17 protein-coding genes and 1 other annotated feature are annotated in these 18,621 nt (G+C 32.2%); of the genes, 15 read left to right on the top strand and 2 right to left on the bottom strand.

Features of this window, described 5'->3' with window-relative positions:
- The first annotated feature begins 29 nt into the window (after positions 1 to 29).
- The 8 genes from CLJU_RS19425 to CLJU_RS19390 all read left to right on the top strand — a co-directional run bounded on the left by CLJU_RS19425 (position 30) and on the right by CLJU_RS19390 (position 9,026).
- Positions 30 to 1,013, top strand: a complete 984-nt coding sequence (locus tag CLJU_RS19425) for a type I phosphomannose isomerase catalytic subunit (RefSeq protein WP_013240542.1) — start codon at positions 30 to 32, stop codon at positions 1,011 to 1,013.
- A gap of 336 nt (positions 1,014 to 1,349) precedes the next feature.
- Positions 1,350 to 2,522, top strand: a complete 1,173-nt coding sequence (locus CLJU_RS19420; RefSeq protein WP_013240541.1) for an acyl-CoA dehydrogenase family protein — start codon at positions 1,350 to 1,352, stop codon at positions 2,520 to 2,522.
- Positions 2,523 to 2,612: 90 nt separating this feature from the next.
- Entirely contained in the window at positions 2,613 to 3,836 is a 1,224-nt protein-coding gene (locus tag CLJU_RS19415) for a CaiB/BaiF CoA transferase family protein (RefSeq protein WP_013240540.1), read from the top strand.
- Positions 3,837 to 3,854: 18 nt separating this feature from the next.
- Entirely contained in the window at positions 3,855 to 4,997 is a 1,143-nt protein-coding gene (locus CLJU_RS19410) for an acyl-CoA dehydrogenase family protein (protein WP_013240539.1), read from the top strand.
- Positions 4,998 to 5,009: 12 nt separating this feature from the next.
- A complete protein-coding gene (locus tag CLJU_RS19405) occupies positions 5,010 to 5,798 on the top strand; it encodes an electron transfer flavoprotein subunit beta/FixA family protein (protein ID WP_013240538.1) in 789 nt (262 codons plus the stop codon).
- A 15-nt stretch (positions 5,799 to 5,813) separates the two neighbouring features.
- Positions 5,814 to 6,824 carry an electron transfer flavoprotein subunit alpha/FixB family protein gene (locus CLJU_RS19400; RefSeq protein ID WP_013240537.1) on the top strand — a complete coding sequence of 337 codons (1,011 nt, stop codon included), beginning with the start codon at positions 5,814 to 5,816 and terminating at the stop codon, positions 6,822 to 6,824.
- 31 nt (positions 6,825 to 6,855) lie between these two features.
- The gene (fadK, locus tag CLJU_RS19395; protein ID WP_013240536.1) at positions 6,856 to 8,571 is read left to right on the top strand and encodes a medium-chain fatty-acid--CoA ligase; all 1,716 of its coding nucleotides are present in this window, start codon (positions 6,856 to 6,858) and stop codon (positions 8,569 to 8,571) included.
- Complete coding sequence (locus CLJU_RS19390) at positions 8,499 to 9,026, top strand: hypothetical protein (protein WP_013240535.1); 528 nt, start codon at positions 8,499 to 8,501, stop codon at positions 9,024 to 9,026. Before fadK ends, CLJU_RS19390 begins: the two co-directional genes overlap by 73 nt.
- On the opposite strand, the gene CLJU_RS19385 is transcribed toward CLJU_RS19390, so the two are convergent.
- Positions 9,010 to 9,909 carry a LysR family transcriptional regulator gene (locus CLJU_RS19385; RefSeq protein WP_013240534.1) on the bottom strand — a complete coding sequence of 300 codons (900 nt, stop codon included), beginning with the start codon at positions 9,907 to 9,909 and terminating at the stop codon, positions 9,010 to 9,012. The genes CLJU_RS19390 and CLJU_RS19385 overlap by 17 nt on opposite strands.
- A 137-nt stretch (positions 9,910 to 10,046) precedes the next feature.
- Between CLJU_RS19385 and CLJU_RS19380 the strand changes: the two genes are divergently transcribed.
- From CLJU_RS19380 to CLJU_RS19370, 3 genes are all read left to right on the top strand, one after another.
- Positions 10,047 to 11,339 (top strand): MFS transporter, encoded by a 1,293-nt coding sequence (locus CLJU_RS19380; RefSeq protein WP_013240533.1) that lies wholly within the window; start codon positions 10,047 to 10,049, stop codon positions 11,337 to 11,339.
- 196 nt (positions 11,340 to 11,535) lie between these two features.
- Positions 11,536 to 11,922, top strand: coding sequence for a thioesterase family protein (locus CLJU_RS19375; protein ID WP_013240532.1), 387 nt, complete (start codon positions 11,536 to 11,538; stop codon positions 11,920 to 11,922).
- Between the two features lie 258 nt (positions 11,923 to 12,180).
- Positions 12,181 to 12,726 carry an NADH peroxidase gene (locus tag CLJU_RS19370; protein WP_013240531.1) on the top strand — a complete coding sequence of 182 codons (546 nt, stop codon included), beginning with the start codon at positions 12,181 to 12,183 and terminating at the stop codon, positions 12,724 to 12,726.
- A 69-nt stretch (positions 12,727 to 12,795) separates the two neighbouring features.
- On the opposite strand, the gene CLJU_RS19365 is transcribed toward CLJU_RS19370, so the two are convergent.
- The gene (locus CLJU_RS19365; RefSeq protein ID WP_013240530.1) at positions 12,796 to 14,070 is read right to left on the bottom strand and encodes an Ig-like domain-containing protein; all 1,275 of its coding nucleotides are present in this window, start codon (positions 14,068 to 14,070) and stop codon (positions 12,796 to 12,798) included.
- A gap of 383 nt (positions 14,071 to 14,453) precedes the next feature.
- Between CLJU_RS19365 and CLJU_RS19360 the strand changes: the two genes are divergently transcribed.
- The 4 genes from CLJU_RS19360 to queG all read left to right on the top strand — a co-directional run bounded on the left by CLJU_RS19360 (position 14,454) and on the right by queG (position 18,604).
- Positions 14,454 to 15,305 (top strand): YihY/virulence factor BrkB family protein, encoded by an 852-nt coding sequence (locus CLJU_RS19360; RefSeq protein WP_029702413.1) that lies wholly within the window; start codon positions 14,454 to 14,456, stop codon positions 15,303 to 15,305.
- Between the two features lie 238 nt (positions 15,306 to 15,543).
- Positions 15,544 to 15,785: a binding site (T-box leader), on the top strand.
- 90 nt (positions 15,786 to 15,875) lie between these two features.
- Positions 15,876 to 16,787: a cysteine synthase A gene (gene cysK / locus CLJU_RS19355; RefSeq protein ID WP_013240528.1), complete on the top strand. Its 912-nt coding sequence runs from the start codon at positions 15,876 to 15,878 to the stop codon at positions 16,785 to 16,787.
- Between the two features lie 220 nt (positions 16,788 to 17,007).
- Positions 17,008 to 17,601 (top strand): serine O-acetyltransferase EpsC, encoded by a 594-nt coding sequence (gene epsC / locus CLJU_RS19350; RefSeq protein ID WP_013240527.1) that lies wholly within the window; start codon positions 17,008 to 17,010, stop codon positions 17,599 to 17,601.
- Between the two features lie 25 nt (positions 17,602 to 17,626).
- The gene (queG, locus tag CLJU_RS19345) at positions 17,627 to 18,604 is read left to right on the top strand and encodes a tRNA epoxyqueuosine(34) reductase QueG (protein ID WP_013240526.1); all 978 of its coding nucleotides are present in this window, start codon (positions 17,627 to 17,629) and stop codon (positions 18,602 to 18,604) included.
- Positions 18,605 to 18,621 lie beyond the last annotated feature (17 nt).

Below are 18,621 nucleotides of genomic sequence, written 5' to 3'. Positions count from 1 at the left end.
TAAGTTTGGAATATAAGGAGATGTTTGGTGTGTATCCAATAAAATTTGAAAACTTATACTATGATAAAATTTGGGGAGGTAGAGATTTAGAACTTTTCAGGAGTAACCTTCCAGAAGGTAAGATAGGAGAAAGCTGGGATATAGCCTGTCATAAAAATGGTATGGGCATAGTAAAGAATGGGGAATTCAAAGGAACTAGATTTGATGATCTTGTTAAGGCTCAAGGAGATAAGCTATTGGGAACAAAAATTAAAGGTAATAGATTTCCCCTTCTTGTAAAGCTAATAAATGCTAGGGAGAAACTTTCAATACAAGTTCATCCAGATGATATCTATGCGAAAGAAGTAGAAAATGATTCAGGAAAAACAGAGGTATGGTATGTTATTGAAGCATTTGAGGGGGCAAGTTTGATAGTTGGAACTAAAGATGGATGCAGCATAGACGAATTTAAAAAGGCTATAAACAATGGAAACTTGGAAAAGTATATGAACAGAATTCCTGTTAAAAAAGGTGATGTGTATTTTATAAAAAGCGGTCTTGTACATGCAATATGTGAAGGAGTTATATTGGCAGAAATTCAACAAAATAGTGATATAACTTACAGAGTATATGACTATGGAAGGGGAAGGAAGTTACATATTAATAAAGCCTTAGACGTAGTAAATCTAAAATTAAAAGGAAATAGGAGCAGAGGTATTAGTATAAAAAAGGATGGCTATAAAAAAACTTATCTTTGTTTATCAACAGAAATTTCTCTGGAATTATATGATATTCAAATTGAAGCAGTAGAAAAAAGTGATAGAGAAAGGTTTTATATATTTACCTGTGTTGATGGCAAGGGCAAGATAGTTTATAGCGGCGGTTTTGAAGATATATTTAAAGGAGACAGTGTGCTTATTCCAGCTTCTCTTGGAGAATATAGATTAAAAGGTAACATGAAGTTGCTTAAAAGCTATGTTCCAGATTGTAATAAAGTAGAAAATAGTATATTAGATGAAATAAGAAAATTTTAAGAATTTTCACTAAGCTATTGTTAATAAAAATCTTTTTATTAACAATAGCTTTCTTCTTTTTTATACATAAAAATTGAAAATATCTTATTTTCAAAAAATTTTAAATTTCTAGCTAAATATTTTAGTAAAGCATTTCATTCAAATCCTTATTATTGTATCTCAACCCTTTGTATAAGACAATTCCCTTAAATTTTATCTATAGAATTACTGTATTATGTATAGGCAATAACTATAAAAGATAACGATAACATTGGTGGTAACTATTGGTAATATATTTTAGATTTAAGTATAATGAAAACATAAAGATTGTTATAAAATACACAAGGGGGAAATAAAATGTCAAAATTAAATGAAAAAGAATTTCAGGATTATCTGAAACAAATTAGGGCTTTAGCTGAAGGACCTTTTGAAGAAATACAAAAAGAAGTTGAGGTTACTAATAAATTTCCTCAGAAGTTTTTTGACTTATCAATTGAAAACAATTTATACAGATGCGCATTGCCAGAACAATATGGTGGATGGGGATTAAGTGAGACACAGATTTTACAGGTACAAGAAGAGTTCAGTAGAGGACCAGGCGGAATGCGTATGCATCTTCATTATGCAATGGATTTAAACTGGAGAATTCTTGATGACTTTGGAAGTAAAGAATTAAAAGATGAATATATGGATAAATTTCAGGATAAAACAATCTTCACATGCTTTGCATTAACTGAAGAAACAGGTGGTACAGGAGCAGATTTACATACAAGAGCTGTGAAAGATGGAGACTATTACATCATGAATGGTGAAAAAACATTAATTTCCCATACTGACTGCTGTGAGTTTGCATATGTAATCGCTGTCACTGACCCAGATGCTCCAAAGGATAAGAGATTATCTGCATTCTTTGTACCAGTTAATACACCTGGTTATGAAATCGTTCCAATGCCTCATATGATGGGTTGCCGTGGAGCTGGACATGCAGGATTAAAATTCACTAACATGAAGCTTGACAAGAAATACTTACTTGGTAAAGAAGGCGAAGGCTTAAAGATTGCAATGCATTCTTTATCCGTATCTAGAGCTCATATTGCAGTAAGTAATCTTGGTATGTCTCAGAGAATGTTAGAGATGACAATTAAGAGAGCAAAAGACAGAGTAACATTTGGAAAACCACTTGTTAAGAGACAAGCAATTCAACAGACAATTGCTGATATGGGAACTGAAATACATGCACTTAGATTAATGGTTTACGATTTTGCAAAAGATTATGAAGCTGGTAAGGAAATTGAGATGAAAGCAGCTATGTGTAAACTTCATAGTATCAATACTGTTAAGTTAGTATCTGATTATATGTTAGAGATATTTGGAGGAATTGGATACTTTGAAGAATGCGAATATGGTCCAGTTGAAAGATTATATCGTGATTGTCGTGCAATGTGGTTAGAGGAAGGCCCTAGAACTGTTCAAAGATTAACAGCTTCAAGAAAACTTATTGCTAATGGAGGCAATACTGAAGAAGAATAATTTTTTACTTGAAATATTTACTATTTTATATTATAGCCTTTTGAAGTTTTCAAAAGGCTATAAATAAAATATAGAAACAGGAGGATAAAAATGGAACCTTTAAAAGGGATTAAGGTGGTAGATTTAACCACATATTTAGCAGCTCCTACTACTGCTAGGATTATGGGAGAATGGGGCGCTGACTTAATTAAAATCGAAGCCCCCAAAGGAGATCCAGCAAGAGGACAGGGTTCAGTATTTAATATGCCTTTTAGTGATGAAGAAAATTTGCCGTTTGATGTAGCAAATATGGATAAGAGATTTATCACTATAAATTTGAAGACAGAACATGGACGGGAAGTTGCTTATAAATTATTAGAAGAGGCAGATGTATTTATTACAAATACAAGAACAAAATCACTTGTAAAATTAGGTATGGATTATGATACCTTGAAAGAAAAATTCCCAAAACTTATTTTTGCACAGGTTTTAGGATATGGAGAAAAAGGACCTGCAAAGGATAGGCCGGGTTTTGATGCTACTTGCTATATGGCAAGGGGAGGTGTCCTAGGTACAACAGTAGATAAAGGTGGTTCGCCAATGAATCCACCTAATGGATATGGAGATTTTCAGGTTTCAATATGTCTTTTATCTGGTATATGCGGAGCTTTGTTTAACAGAGAAAGGACAGGAAAAGGAGATAAGATAACTGTAAGTCTTCAGCATGCTGCATCATTTATGTTAAGTGTTGCTATGATTTCAGCACAATATGGAAATGAATATCCAAAGAGTCGAAAAGAAGTTCCAAATCCATTTAATAATTGTTATCGCACTAAAGATAATAAGTGGGTTGTAATGTGCTGTCCTGAATATGATAGAGATTACGATAAAATTATGAATTTATTAGATGTTAAACATATGGTAGGAAATAAAAAATACAATAATTGTGCAAAGATAAATTCAGATAAGCTAAATCATGAAGTAGTAGATATACTTGATGAGGCTATTTCCAAGATTAATAGGGATGATTTGCTTAAAATACTTGAAGACAATGAACTGCCGTGTGAAGCAGCAAATGAGCCTTTGGATGTTTATAAAGATGAGCAGGTTTGGGCAAACAATATTTTAACTAAAGTAGATTACCCTTCAGGAAAAAGAATGGTTCCTACTAATCCAATTTTATTTGGTTCTATGTCAGAACCTATAATAAAAACTTGTAAACCTCAAGGTGCACATACAGAGCAAATCATGAAAGAATTAGGTTACAGCAGCAGTGAGGTTGAAGAATACATAAACGAAGGAGCTGTAGCTGGATTGAAACTGCTTAAAAAATAATGGGGAGGGTTAAAATTAATGAGCTTATTATATACAAAGGAACAAAAAGAATTAATTGCTCTTGTAAAAGAAATGGCAGAAAATGAAATCAAACCACATGTTCAGGAGCTGGATGAAAAAGGCGAATGTCCAAGAGAATTGTTTAAGTATGCTTTTGATATGGGACTTCATATGCTTGAGATTCCAGAAGAATATGGTGGAACAGGACTGAGCTACGAAACTACAGCCATGATTTTTGAAGAGCTTGCAAAGATAGATGCAGGATATGCAATTACACTTGTTACTACATTTGTTGCTTTGAGAAATGTAATTCTTTCTGGTACCAAAGAGCAGGGCAAATATTTTGCAGATATAATTGGAAAAGGAAATTTTGCGGGTTTCGCTCTTACAGAGCCAAATGCAGGTTCTGATCCTGCAGGAATGAGAGGAACAGCTGTAAAAGATGGTGATGAATATATATTGAACGCAACAAAAACGTTTATCACTAATGGTGCACTTGCTTCTGTGTTTGTAGGAATTTTTAAAACAAACCCTGAAGCAGGCAATAAAGGTATTTCAGCTTTTATAGTAGATGCAAATACACTAGGAATTACTATTGGAAAACATGAAGACAAAATGGGTCTTCGTTTATCAAATACTACAGATGTTACTTTTGAAAATGTAAGAGTTCCAGCTTCTAATATGCTTGGAGAGGAAGGATCAGGATTTAAACTTGCATTAAATTCTCTTAACTTATCTAGAGCCTTTGTTGCTACGTTAGCAGTAGGTATTATGCAGAGGGCTTTGGATGAATCTGTAAAGTATGCAAAAGAAAGAAAGCAGTTTGGCAAGCCTATAATTAAATTTCAAATGGTACAACAGATGCTTGCAGATATGGCAATAAAGATAGAAGCTTCCAGAGCACTTGTAAACAATACTATGAAGTTAATGGATAATGGAAATCTTGTTCGTAAAGAAGGTGCCATTACTAAAGCATTCGTATCTGATTGTGCACAGGAAGTTACGTCAAATGCAGTTCAAATTTTCGGTGGATATGGATACAGCAAAGAATATCCAGTTGAGAAGCTTATGAGAGATTGCAAGGTGTTCCAGATTTTTGAAGGAGCTAATCAGATTCAAAGAATGACAATAGCCGGTGCATTAGAAAAGGAATATAAGTAGGGGGGAAGAGAAATGAACATCGTTGTTTGTATAAAACAGGTTCCTGATACAACAGAAATTAAAATTGATCCAGTTAAAAATACATTAATTCGAAAAGGCGTTCCAAGTATTCTAAATCCATTTGACAAAAATGCATTAGAGCAGGCACTTCGTTTAAAAGATCAATATGGAGCTACTGTAACTGCAATTTCCATGGGACCTGATAACGCAAAAGAAGTTTTAAGGGAAGCTCTTTCCATGGGTGCAGATAAAGCGTACTTAGTTACAGACAGAGCTTTTGGAGGATCTGATACCTATGCAACTAGTTATATTTTATCAAAAGCAATTGAAAAACTAGGGCCATTTGATTTTGTACTTGTAGGTAAACAGGCAATTGATGGAGATACAGGACAGACAGGTTCAAGTATTGCAGAACATTTGAAGATTTCCAGATTAAGTTATGTGCTTGATATTAAAATGGAAGGTCAAAAGTGTGTAGTAAAGCGTCAAGTAGAAGAAGGGGCTGAAATAGTTGAAACAAAACTTCCTGTTTTATGTACTTTGACAAAAGAAAGCAATAAACCAAGATATGCAACTATTAAGGGAAAAATTGACTCTTTAAAAGCAGAAATAGGAGAAATTCACTTAGATGATATTAAGGATATAGATACTACCAAAATAGGTCTTAAAGGTTCACCAACAAGAGTAAAAGCAACTTTTACACCAAAACGTCAGGCAAGTGGTGAGGTAATGAAAGTTGTAAATCCTGAAAAAACAGCAAAAGAGTTAGTTGGCAAGCTATTAGAAGCAAAATTAGTTTAAGGGGAGGCTTTGGTTATGAATTTCGATGAATATAAAGACGTATGGGTATTTATAGAATGCTTTCAGGGACAACCAAAGAACGTTGGTTTTGAACTGCTGGGACAAGGTAGAATTTTAGCAGATAGCCTAAAGCAGAAATTATGTGCCGTAGTAATAGGCAGTGACGTAGAAGATGCAGTTAAGGGTGCAGGCAGTCATGGAGCAGATAAAGTTTATGTTGTGCAGGGAGAAGAATATAAAAATTATTCTTCAGATGTATATGGAGATGCATTTTTAAAACTCTGTCACAAGTATAACCCAAATACCATTTTAATAGGTGCCACTATAAGGGGCAGAGAACTTGGTTCTAAAATTGCAGTTAGCTTAAGAACAGGTCTTACTGCAGACTGTACTGCTTTAAGTGTAGAAGAGGATACTGGAAATGTTGTATGGGAAAGACCTGCTTTTGGAGGCAATCTCTATGCACAGATACTTTGCAGTGATACTAGACCACAGATGGGAACTGTAAGGCCTGGTGCCTTTAAGAAACCACAAGAAAATGAAAATAACCGTCCAGAAATTATTAAAGAGACTATTAATATAGACAAAGATTCTATTTTAACAAAAGTAGTTGATTTTATTAAAGCCCAAGAAGATTCTGGAGTCAAACTTGAAGAGGCAGAGTATATAGTATCTGGCGGCAGAGGAATGAAAAATGGAGAAAACTTTAAGATGTTACAACAACTTGCAGATTTACTTGGTGGAACAATTGGAGCATCAAGAGCTGCTGTAGATTCTGGATGGATTCCACAGACAAAGCAGGTAGGGCAGACAGGTAAAACAGTTTCTCCAAAAGTATATATTGCATGTGGAATTTCAGGTGCTGTACAGCATTTAGCTGGAATGAGCTCTTCAGATACAATTATTGCAATTAATAGAGATGAAACTGCACCAATATTTGAAGTAGCAGATTATTGTATAGTAGGAGACCTATTTGAAGTCGTTCCAGCACTTATAAAGGAAATTAGTTCAGTAAAAAATCTTTAATTGTGTTCTTTTTATAAGGAGATATGACGTGATGGATGAAATTAAAATAAATGATAGCCAAAAAAGATTGTATGAAAAAATGGGCTATTGGGGTAAAAAAACACTCTTAGATTACTGGCATACGTCGGTAAAAAAGTATAGAGATAAGGAATTTGTAGTAGATGATAGAGGATATCGTTACACCTATGGACAATTGGATGAAAAAGCAGGTATTGTTGCTTCCTATTTTCTTAGTATTGGAGTAAAGCCTCTAGATGTTATTTCTTTTCAAATACCAATATGGAGTGAATTTGTAATTGTTAGTATTGCATGCATGAAGGTGGGAGCTGTTGTTAACCCAATTGGCATGTGCTATAGTGGTCGGGAAGTTTCATATCTTTTGAATTTATGTAAAAGTAAAGTTTTTCTCTGCCCTACATGGTACAATAAGACAAATTATGAAAAATTGATTCTATCAGTCAAAAAGGATGTAAAAAGTTTAAAACACATTGTATTACTTGACAATCTTAAAGAAAAAGAAAGTAACAGTATTACTTTAAAACATATATTATCATCATACTTTTCCTTGAACATAAAAGATGAGGTAATGGTTGACAGTAATGATGTAGCAGCTATCCTTTGCACATCCGGTACTACTGGATGTGCAAAGGGAGCCATGCTGACTCATAATAACATAATATTTAGTGAAAAATACTTTAATAAGGAACTTGGCATTACAAAAGATGATATTATGTTTATGCCGGCACCTTTAAATCATGCAACTGGCTTTCATCATGGAATTATTGCACCTATGCTTATTGGATCAAAAGTGGTTTTACAGCAGAAGTTTAAAAGTAAAAAGGCAATAGAACTTATGAATAGAGAAAAATGCACCTGGTCAATGGGAGCTACACCATTTATATATGATATTTTGAAAAACATTAGAGAGGATGAAGTTTACCTTAGTTCGTTAAAATTTTATCTTTGTGGTGGAGCTGTAGTACCAGAAGAAATGGTAAGGCAAGCCTATGAATATGGAATAAAATTATGTGAAGTTTATGGATCTACAGAAAGTGTTCCACATGTATTTGTAAGACCAGATGAAAATATTGAGTTAACATTTGGCACTGCAGGAAGGGCTATGGAAGGCGTAGAAGTTAAAATTGTAGATGAAAATAGAAAAGAGATACTACCTGGAAATCTAGGGGAAGAAGTATCGAGAGGTCCAAATGTATTTGTAGGATATATAGGTGATAAATCAGCTACAAATAAGGTACTGGATGATGAAGGATGGTTTTATAGTGGCGATTTATGTGTAAGTGATATAAGTGGCAATATTAATATCATTGGGAGAAAAAAAGACATAATTGTTAGAGGCGGTGAAAATCTCAACTCGAATCATATAAGTCAGTATATTTCAAAATTTCCACTAATTAAAGATGAGGCAGTTATTGGAATGCCTGATAAGCGTCTTGGTGAACGAATTTGTGCTTATGTCGTATTGAAAAAAGAAGTTAATTCTCTGAAATTAGAAGAACTTTTAGAGTACATGGAAAAGGAAAAAATCCCTAAAAGGTATTGGCCGGAACACCTGGAGATTATAGATAAAATTCCCAGAACTGACAGTGGAAAGGTGAAAAAAAATTTATTGGCAAAGGATTTAAAAGTTCGAATGAGTAGACAGGAGGAGTCAAGTTGGAAGGGCGAGAATTCGGTCCAAGAAGATCAAGAGAAACAACAAAACCAAGGGTTGTGTGCCCCAAGTTAATATTTTATCATTGTAAACATTGTGGAAATGTATTTCAGTTAACAAGCATGGGAAAGGGAATATCTCCAATGTGTTGTGATGAAAAAATGGAGATACTTTCTACCAAAAATCCTTCAGAAGTTTCAGATGATATAATTATTGATTACAAAATTACAGGTGGGTACAATGAAAATGTGGTAGAGGTCTTTTGGAAAATAAGGAATGAAGCTATTTGTGTTGAATGGATTTATCTTAGGACATTTACAGGTGGACAGTTAAAGTATGTGACAAATCCTAAAAAGACATCTTTTGTATTTGCTTTAGCAGATGAAGATGCGTATGTTTACTGTGATGAAGATCCATGCCTTGAATGCACTTTTAGATGTAAAAGGGGATTTGAAATTTATGCATATATAAAAGATAAAGCAATTGTTAAAATCCCTTTAGAGAGAATGCATGCTAATTGGCAGTCCTAATTTTATGGCTTTTGCTTTTTTTTATCATATAGTCTGAAAACATTTTCACAGCTATAGAATGGTAATTATTTTTATTATAGGCCATATATACTGTACGTGTATTGTTTGGTGTATTTAGTTTTATAATTTTTAACTTATGAAATTGGAGTAAAAAAGAGGTACGTGCAGTAATAGCAGCCACATTTGTTGAACATACCATTCCACCAATAGTTATTTCATCGTCAAAATCATAACTTACATGAAGGTCATAAGGTTTTAAGAGTTCCATTATAGTTTTACCAATAGGCAAACTTTGTCGATATGTGATCAATGGATAGTCGCTAATATCTTGCAAATTAATGATTTTTTCTTTTGCCAATGGATGTTTATCGTTTACAACAAGGACAAGTTCTTGATCAAGAATTGGAATAAATTCAATGCTAGGTTCATTTTCCAAAATGGAACAGAAGCCGATATCGTATTTTTCTGACTTGATTCCAGCTATAACATCTAAAGTCATGCCAGTGAAAATGTTAAATTTGGTTTTTGAATTTACAGTATTTAAATACTTATTTATTATATTTGGCAAAAAATTTCCACATAAGGTAGGAATACATCCTATATCAATAATTCCTCCAACAATACCAGATGATTCTTTTAAGCATTCAATCCCTTTTTCTAATTCACTTAAAGAATTGCACACGTAGTGATAAAAAACTTTTCCGTATTTTGTAAGTTTGATTTTTCGACCTTGTCTATGAAATAATTCTAGACCAATTTCTTCTTCTAAAGATGAAATGGCTTCACTTAGACTTGGTTGGGTTATATATAATTCTTTAGCAGCTTGAGTAAAATGCTGTATTTCAGATAATTTTTTAAAATAATATAATTGATTTAAGTTCATAGTGTACCTCCCTGTAAATTTATACTCGTATTTGTTAATATTTTAGCATATTTCGATAAAATATTCCACAATTATGGTATAGTTTAACAGGAAAAAATAAAACTAATTAATAGATTAAATAGAAGGGAGAAATGAATATGATTTCAGAAGTTGAAAGCGTTGGTAAAAGCGTTGGTAAGAAGAGGTGGGAGATTGTTTTACTTTTAACTCTATGCTACTTGATTTTATATATGGACAGATCATGTATGTCAATGGCAGGCCCCTCTATGATGAATTATTTTCATTGGAATGCAAGTCAGTTTGGATTGGTTTCTACAGCTTTCTTCATTGGTTATGCTTGTACTCAAATTTTAGGTGGATGGTTAGCTGATAAATTTGGTGGAGGCAAAGTTGTAATGTTTGGTGCGATATGGTGGTCAGTATTTGTTTTTTTAACCCCATTTGGAGCAACCTTAGGTCTTATGATAGTAATTCGTATTGTTATGGGAATGGGAGAAGGAGTTTCTTTACCGGCCATGTCTACAATTATTGCAAAATGGGTACCAAAGAAAGAATCAGGACTAGCATGGGGAATAAGTATAATGGGTGTTTCTATGGGAATTGCTCTTGCTATGCCTATCTCTGCATGGATTATAAAAACTTGGAGTTGGCAGATGGTATTTCACTCCTTCGCTTTTCTTGCACCTATTTGGGTAATTATTTGGTGGAAGTTTGGAAAAGATAAACCAGAAGATCATCCTAGTGTAAGTAAAGAGGAATTACAATATATAAGAGTAGACGATAATATATCAGAAAATTCAGGAAAAAGAACTATTTTAAGTTCAAAAGATATATTTTCTACTCCATCTGTATGGACGGGTGCACTTTCATTTTTCTGTACTAACTATTTATTTTACTTATTTATGACATGGCTTCCTACGTACTTTGTTAAGGGCAGAGGATTTGCAATGGGTACAAGTGCTATTTATACAATGATGCCTTATATTGTTGCAACTTTTACATATCCATTTGGTGGATGGTTAGCTGATAAAGCAGCTAAAAAGTTTGGAGATAATATGGGACGAAAGTTATTTCCTCTTCTTGGTATGGTTGGAGCAGGTGTTCTGCTTATACTAGGATCTAAGGCTTCTAGCGCTATTTCGGCAGTAGCATTAATATCTATATCAAATGGAGTATTATGTCTTACTATGGGTGGATATTATTCAATGCCAATGATTTTCTCTTCAACTAATGCAGGTAAAATTACTGGACTTTATGCAACTTTTGCTACAATTGGAGGTATATTAGCTCCACTTCTTACTGGAATTATGGTTGACGCTCACGGATATACAAGTGCACTTTACTTAGGTGCAGGAATATCTATACTTGGTGCTATTATATTACTTACAAGTACAGTTCGTCCTATTGTACCTATAGCTGAAAGAAAGTAGGTTTATCCTAGAAATATTTATTTTGATAATGATTTCATCTAAAGGATAGAAAAGTATTTAAGAAATTTGTTAATAAGCATCGGATGAAGTTTAAAATTTTGTCCGATGCTTAAAGCTATTTACTTTAAGAAAAATAAGCAGCAGCCTAAAGATAGCAGTAAATGATAAAATTTTTACATAAGGAGTTGTTGAGCAAATGGATTTTAGCAAGTTATTTAAAGTTGGAAGTACATATGTTAGTGAGTATATAGTAAAACCTGAAGATACAGCTAATTTTATTGGAAATAACGGTGTTGTTATGTTATCTACGCCTGCTATGATAAAGTATATGGAATATACAACTTTACATATAGTAGACAATGTTATACCTAAAAATTATAGACCTGTTGGAACTAAAATTGATGTTGAACATATAAAGCCAATACCTGCAAATATGAAGGTTGTTGTAAAAGTAACATTAATATCCATTGAAGGTAAAAAACTGCGTTATAATGTAGAAGCTTTCAATGAAAAAAATTGTAAAGTAGGTTTTGGAATATACGAACAACAAATAGTTAATTTAGAACAATTTTTAAATAGATAGTAAAAATTAATAGAACCGATAAATTTTTTGAGTTATTTAGGATAAAAATATATATGAAGTATTTGTTTAAAGGTTTTAAAATTTAACCTTTTAATCAAGTAAGAATAAATACATTATAGTGTACCTATGATGTATTTATTTCATATAAAATGAAAATTATTTTATAAAAACTATTGCAAAACAACAATTAATATTATATAATAATTTATGTCAAGGGAAATGAAAATTATATGAAATAACTTTAAGGAGGAATTTTAAATGAAAAAATTTGTTTGTGCTGTTTGTGGATATGTTTATGAAGGTGAAAATCCACCAGAAAAATGTCCTGTATGTGGTGCACCATCAGATAAATTTGTTAAAAAGGCAGAAGGCGAAATTAGTTGGGCAGATGAACATAAAGTAGGCGTCGCTAAAGGTGTAGATGAAAAAGTATTAGAAGAATTGAGAGCTAACTTTACTGGAGAATGTTCGGAAGTAGGAATGTATCTTGCTATGAGTCGTCAAGCTGATAGAGAAGGTTATCCAGAAGTTGCAGAAGCATATAAGAGAATAGCTTTTGAAGAAGCAGAGCATGCAGCTAAATTTGCAGAATTATTGGGAGAAGTAGTATTACCTGATACAAAGAAAAATTTGCAGATGAGAGTAGATGCGGAGACAGGTGCTTGTAAAGGTAAAAAGGATTTAGCTACTTTAGCTAAAAAATTAAACTATGATGCAATTCATGATACAGTACATGAAATGTGTAAAGATGAAGCAAGACATGGAGCTGCTTTCCAGGGATTGTTGAATAGATACTTTAAATAAACAGTAGTCTCGGATAAATGCAAGGGACTGATACACTAATTAATTAGTGTATCAGTCCCTTTTTGTACTCTATGCTAAATACATAAAATAAGATATAGCATCTTTTGTTGGAGTTTGAAAATCTATATTTCTCTTATGGTAAGCATCACCGTTGTAGTCATAACCTTGATTATCACAAATATACGCATAATCAAAACTTTTTGGATCTACCCACTTCATGAATGTATATGTATGAGTAGGGCCATTCCCATAAGAAATGGTAAAGCATATATCTCCTGGTAAAAGCTTAGATAAATCTGTAGAAGTTTGCCATCCTCTGCTTTGAAGCTGAGATGTAAGTTGATTAGTATTTGCTACAGATTCTGGAAGATCAGTCATTCCAGCTCTTCTAAGAGCTTCGCTTGCATAATATACACAGTTATTACTTGTATCTCCGCCGTGAAGTTCGATAGCTCTGTCTAGTACAGATTGTCTATTATCATAATTCATAAGATAATTATAAAGGTTTGTCCCAATTTGAGATTGAATTCTATAGTCGTTCATAATAGATGGCACGGGTTCAAATGCCTTTATAGTTAAACTTAATGTCACTGGTTTACTATATCCATCAACAGTACCTGTATAAGCATATACACCTGGTATGCTTGTCGTGTCTACGGACTTGTCCCAAGATACATTTACAGAAGTAGTAGTATTATTTGACATTTTAGCAGTTACCTGTGTAGGTAAGGTGTAATCATCTTGCTGATTTATAGTTACGCTTATGTTATCTATAGAAGATATAACTGGTGCGGTTTTAAATTCTACTACAGTAGGATTTTTAAGTGTTTTGTTGTATCTGGATACTATATTTCCACTTATAGTTAAAGTATAGTCTGTGTCTGGATTACAAACATTCGTAGGTGATACAATAACGGACATTCCGAAATCTGTTGAAGAAAAAGTTAGTGGAACTTCAGTATTATTATTGTCAACTAGTCTTATTTTACCACTTAAGGAATTTACATCTACTGGTTGGTTAAAGCTTATTTTCCACTTTTTACTTACAGGAATACTAACTTTTACAATGGTATCGTAATTTGTGCTTTGATTGACATTTGAATTAGCCTTTTCTGGAGTATTGTTTTCACTGGCGCTTTTATCATTGCTGCTATTAGTGTTACCATCAATAGTTTTTGAATTAGAAATATCTTTATTAGTATCTAAACTAGTTGAAGCGGTAACAGTTGATACGTTAGAAGACTTGTCCATATTATTTGCAGCTAATGCAATTGTACAGTGAGAGCCTTGAGCAATTGCATAAATTCCGCAAAATAATACGAAGTTTTTAATAAGTTTCTTCACTTTTTAATCGCTTCTTTCTATTTTAATTTTAATTTATGTAAAAAATATGCCATATCTATTAAGTTAAATTTTATCCTATTACTCCACCGAACCTTGTAAAAGTAATTTATGCAAAATCATAGACTTTAGTTCTCTGCTTTTTTCAAGGTGGGGTAAAGAATAGTTGTGTCTCTAGATAAGTTCAATAGATTTAGGCATATTTGCTTATAATTTTTTATATAAAAGGGCAAAATTATAATAACAAATAAGAGTATAGCATAATATTAATATATAGTCTATATAGCGGATAATATACAATATTCTGAAGGCGTATAGACGATTAAATTTAAGGCATTTTTAAAGAAATAGCCATCCAGTCAGTATACTAGTCTATTTTCTTTTAAATGCCTAAAAGAGGAGAATTTTCTTTGAAGGAAAGAGCAGTTAGTAAATTAAAGGAATTTATTTTTAGATTTATACAAGATGATGTATTAGCGCTGGCTTCACAACTTGCATATAGCTTATTATTTTCTATTTTCCCTTTTTTGGTATTTTTTATAAGCCTTATAGGGTATAGTGATATAAGTAGTAATGATATATTGCTAATTTTAAGTAATGTATTGCCTAAAAATGCACTGGAATTAATAGAAAATACGGTAATTAAAACTGCTAATAGCAAAAATATTGAACTTTTATGTTTAAGTTTAATTCTTACATTATGGGCGCTATCAGGAGGATTCCATGCTGTTATAAAAGGATTGAATAAAGCATATGATCAAAGAGAAACTAGATCCATATTTAAGATATATATTATATCTATACTATGCACACTAGGAGTAACGTTGATAATATTATGCACTTTATTGTTTTTAGTATTTGGTCAAATGATTGGAAGTTTTTTAGCTTTTAGGTTAGGGCTTTCCGAAGGATTTGGATTTTTATGGAATATATTACGATATGTGATTATATTTTTTGGAACTATATTAATATTTGCAGCAGTGTATATTTTTACCCCAAATGTAAGGCTTACTTGGAGAAAGGTATTACCTGGTGCTGTTTTTTCAACTATAGGTATCGTAATAGCTTCTATGGGTTTTGCCTTTTATGTAAATAATTTTGGAAATTATTCTAAAATTTATGGAAGTATAGGAGCTGTAATAATCCTTTTAACGTGGCTTTTTATTCTATCTACAATAACTATTTTAGGAGGAGAATTTAACTCAGTATTATTTAAAAGAGAAAAAAATAGATTTTAGCTGTGTTTTTCGTGTATCAGCACACTTGCTTGTATAAATTTTCTAAAGCTGTATCAAGTGATTCTTAGGTTTAGATGGAGTTCTTATAGTTATGACTTTCTCCAGCTGAACCTTATAGAAGATGGTGGTGTCAGTAATGGTAACCATAGGACAAAAAAGTTTTATATAAAATTAAAAATATTATTGACAAAAATTTAGGTAGTTGTATAATATAAATATAAATCATAGTAAAACACTCAAGAATACTTTGAAAAAGAAAAGTAACTTAAATTAAATTTTGCAGAGAAGAAACAGTTGGTGAAAGTTTCTAAATTAAGTTTAAGTGAAGTGCCCTTTGGAGTTATGTGGTCGAATTAATAGTAGATTACATCGGATTCACCCGTTATAGTGATAGAACATAGCGCTGTGTTCGATTAAGAGTTGGATTTTTTTAAAAATCTAATTAGAGTGGAACCACGGAGTATAAACTTCGTCTCTATATAACATATAGAGATGAAGTTTTTTTAATTTCAAAGTAAAATTTCATGCTTAAAATATTAATTTTTATATAAAATTTTGGGAGGTATTAAAATGATATTTACTAATGCTATAGATATGATAGGTAATACACCTTTGTTTAAACTTGATAATTTTAAAAATGAGGACGCAGCTGATATATATGTTAAACTTGAAAAATTTAATCCTGGTGGAAGTATTAAAGACAGAGCTGCCCTTGGTATGGTTGAAAGAGCTGAAAGAGAAGGACTTTTAAAAAAGGGTGACACAATAGTGGAGCCAACTAGTGGTAATATGGGTATAGCTCTTGCAATGATAGGAAAATTAAAAGGATATAAAGTTACAATTGTAATGCCAGAAACTATGAGTGTAGAGAGAAGAAATATGATAAAGGCTTATGGTGCAGAATTAGTTTTGACAGATGGAGCTAAAGGCATGAAAGGAGCTATAGAGAAATCCTATGAAATTGGTAAAGATAAAGAGGGGTACTATATACCACAACAATTTATAAATACTGCTAATCCTAAAAAACATTATGAAACTACAGCAGAGGAAATTTTAAAGGATTTAAAAGATGTAGATGCTTTCGTAGCTGGTGTTGGTACTGGTGGAACAGCAATAGGAGTAGGAGAAAACTTGAAAAAGCACAATAAAGATGTAAAGGTAGTTGCAGTAGAGCCAGCAGGTTCACCAGTTCTATCAGGAGGTAAAACTGGTGCTCACAAAATACAAGGTATAGGAGCAGGGTTTGTACCTGATATCTACAAATCAGAAATTGTAGATGAGATCATAACTGTAACAGATGAAGATGCTTTTAAATATGCTAAACTTATGGGAAAAGAAGAGGGAATACTAGTTGGTATATCCTCAGGAGCTAATATAGCTGCAGCAATTCAAGTGGCAAAAAAACTTGGAAAAGGTAAAAAAGTAGTAACTGTAGCACCAGATGGAGGAGAGAAATATCTATCCATGGGATTATATGATTAGTATGTAATTCAATAAATTCACAGTTCACAATTTTGGTGGATTTTTATTTGCTAGGGTTATGAAGAATCTAAAAACTAAGTAGGATGGACGTTAAATTTTTAAACTTTCTATGGTAACATAAAAATCATCTTAATTGTGGATTGTGCATTATGAATGGATTACTTAGCATTATTTTTATGTTAAGTCAAAATTTGAGCAATAAATTTGAAAGGAGAAAACAATGAGAAACCCATTTAAGCTATTAGCTTATGATATTAAAAATGCTATGAAAAATGATCCAGCGGCTAGGAATCCGTTAGAGGTTTTTATATTATATCCTTTTATTCATGCTTTGATACAGTATAGAATAGCACATTTTTTTTATAATAAGAAATGTTTCTTTATTGCTAGGTTAATATCACAAATTGCTAGGGGTTTAACTGGAATAGAAATACACCCAGGGGCTAAAATAGGAAAGGGATTATTTATAGATCATGGCATGGGTGTTGTTATAGGTGAAACTGCAGAGGTTGGAGATAATGTAACGCTTTACCATGGAGTGACTTTAGGAGGAACAGGAAAGGATACAGGAAAAAGGCATCCTACAGTAGGGAATAACGTATTTATAGGAAGTGGAGCAAAACTTTTAGGGCCAATAGTTGTAGGCGATAATGTAAAAGTAGGTGCAAATTCAGTAGTTTTGAAAGATATACCAGCAAATTGCACTGTAGTAGGTATACCAGCTAAAGTAGTTAAGGCTGAGAGTAATACTGTTATAGAAATAAAAGACTATGCAGGAAGAAGAAAAAAGATATATAATGAAATGATAATATAATTTCTATAATAAGCAGGTGAAAGGTTTGAACTATAAGGAAGATATATTGAGTTACTGTAATAAGATTGGATTGAATACTGTAGGATTTACAAAATGCAGAATATTCACCGAATTAAAAGATAGTTTCAAATATAGAAAAGAAAATTTGCTTGAAAATGAATTCGAAGAAAAGAATATTGAAAATAGAGTTAATCCATATGTGTATATGGATGGGGGAAAGACAATAGTATCCATTGCCTTTCCCTATTTATTTGAAAAGCAAGATGAGGAAAATGTAAGCTTTTCTCTATATACTAGAGGAAAAGATTACCATATAGTAGCACGTTATTATTTACAAAAAGTGTGTAATTTTATAAAAGGTTTAGGGGGAAAAGCCGTATACTTTGTAGATAGCAATTCCTTGCCTGAGAGATATATAGCTTTTCAGTGTGGAATAGGGTTTATAGGAAAAAACAATATGATTATTACAGAGAAATATGGATCTTATGTTTTTTTAGGAGAAATAATAACTGATATAAAAGTAGAAGCTGATATCCCACTAGATAGTAAGTGTGGCAGCTGTAGTTTATGCCAAACATCGTGTCCTACAGGCGCTTTGCTTGGAGATAAAAATTCTAATATATGTATGTCATATATAACTCAAAAAAAACATATAGATAATAAATGGTTTTTACAATTTCAAGGAAGATTATTTGGATGCGACACTTGCCAAAAAGTATGTCCGTATAATAGTAAGGTTGCTTTTTCTAATATACAGGATTTTAAACCTTTTGATTTTATGAATAGAGTTGATTTAAATGAAATTGTAGATATGGATAAAAAAGAATTTACAGAGAAATACAAAAACACATCCTGTGGATGGAGAGGTAAAAATATTATTCAGAGAAATGCGCTTATAAATATGCTTACATTAAATAAAAGTATTAATTTGGAATATAAAAACATAAGATCTACCTATGTAAGAGATTATTATGATAGACTTTTACAGGTTTTAAAATTATAATTTATATTAGAGAGGTA

The organism is Clostridium ljungdahlii DSM 13528 (assembly GCF_000143685.1).
GTDB classification, from domain to species: domain Bacteria; phylum Bacillota; class Clostridia; order Clostridiales; family Clostridiaceae; genus Clostridium_B; species Clostridium_B ljungdahlii.
The sequence above is the reverse complement of the archived record's forward strand: the minus strand, read 5'-3'. Positions and strand labels throughout refer to the sequence as shown.

Excerpts from the sequence above, each read along its gene's own strand:
- CLJU_RS19420 (WP_013240541.1), top strand. The coding sequence starts at position 1,350 with ATGTCAAAATTAAATGAAAAAGAATTTCAGGATTATCTGAAACAAATT.
- CLJU_RS19415 (WP_013240540.1), top strand. The coding sequence starts at position 2,613 with ATGGAACCTTTAAAAGGGATTAAGGTGGTAGATTTAACCACATATTTA.
- CLJU_RS19410 (WP_013240539.1), top strand. The coding sequence starts at position 3,855 with ATGAGCTTATTATATACAAAGGAACAAAAAGAATTAATTGCTCTTGTA.
- CLJU_RS19405 (WP_013240538.1), top strand. The coding sequence starts at position 5,010 with ATGAACATCGTTGTTTGTATAAAACAGGTTCCTGATACAACAGAAATT.
- CLJU_RS19400 (WP_013240537.1), top strand. The coding sequence starts at position 5,814 with ATGAATTTCGATGAATATAAAGACGTATGGGTATTTATAGAATGCTTT.
- fadK (WP_013240536.1), top strand. The coding sequence starts at position 6,856 with ATGGATGAAATTAAAATAAATGATAGCCAAAAAAGATTGTATGAAAAA.
- CLJU_RS19385 (WP_013240534.1), bottom strand. The coding sequence starts at position 9,909 with ATGAACTTAAATCAATTATATTATTTTAAAAAATTATCTGAAATACAG.
- CLJU_RS19380 (WP_013240533.1), top strand. The coding sequence starts at position 10,047 with ATGATTTCAGAAGTTGAAAGCGTTGGTAAAAGCGTTGGTAAGAAGAGG.
- CLJU_RS19375 (WP_013240532.1), top strand. The coding sequence starts at position 11,536 with ATGGATTTTAGCAAGTTATTTAAAGTTGGAAGTACATATGTTAGTGAG.
- CLJU_RS19370 (WP_013240531.1), top strand. The coding sequence starts at position 12,181 with ATGAAAAAATTTGTTTGTGCTGTTTGTGGATATGTTTATGAAGGTGAA.
- CLJU_RS19360 (WP_029702413.1), top strand. The coding sequence starts at position 14,454 with ATGCCTAAAAGAGGAGAATTTTCTTTGAAGGAAAGAGCAGTTAGTAAA.
- cysK (WP_013240528.1), top strand. The coding sequence starts at position 15,876 with ATGATATTTACTAATGCTATAGATATGATAGGTAATACACCTTTGTTT.
- epsC (WP_013240527.1), top strand. The coding sequence starts at position 17,008 with ATGAGAAACCCATTTAAGCTATTAGCTTATGATATTAAAAATGCTATG.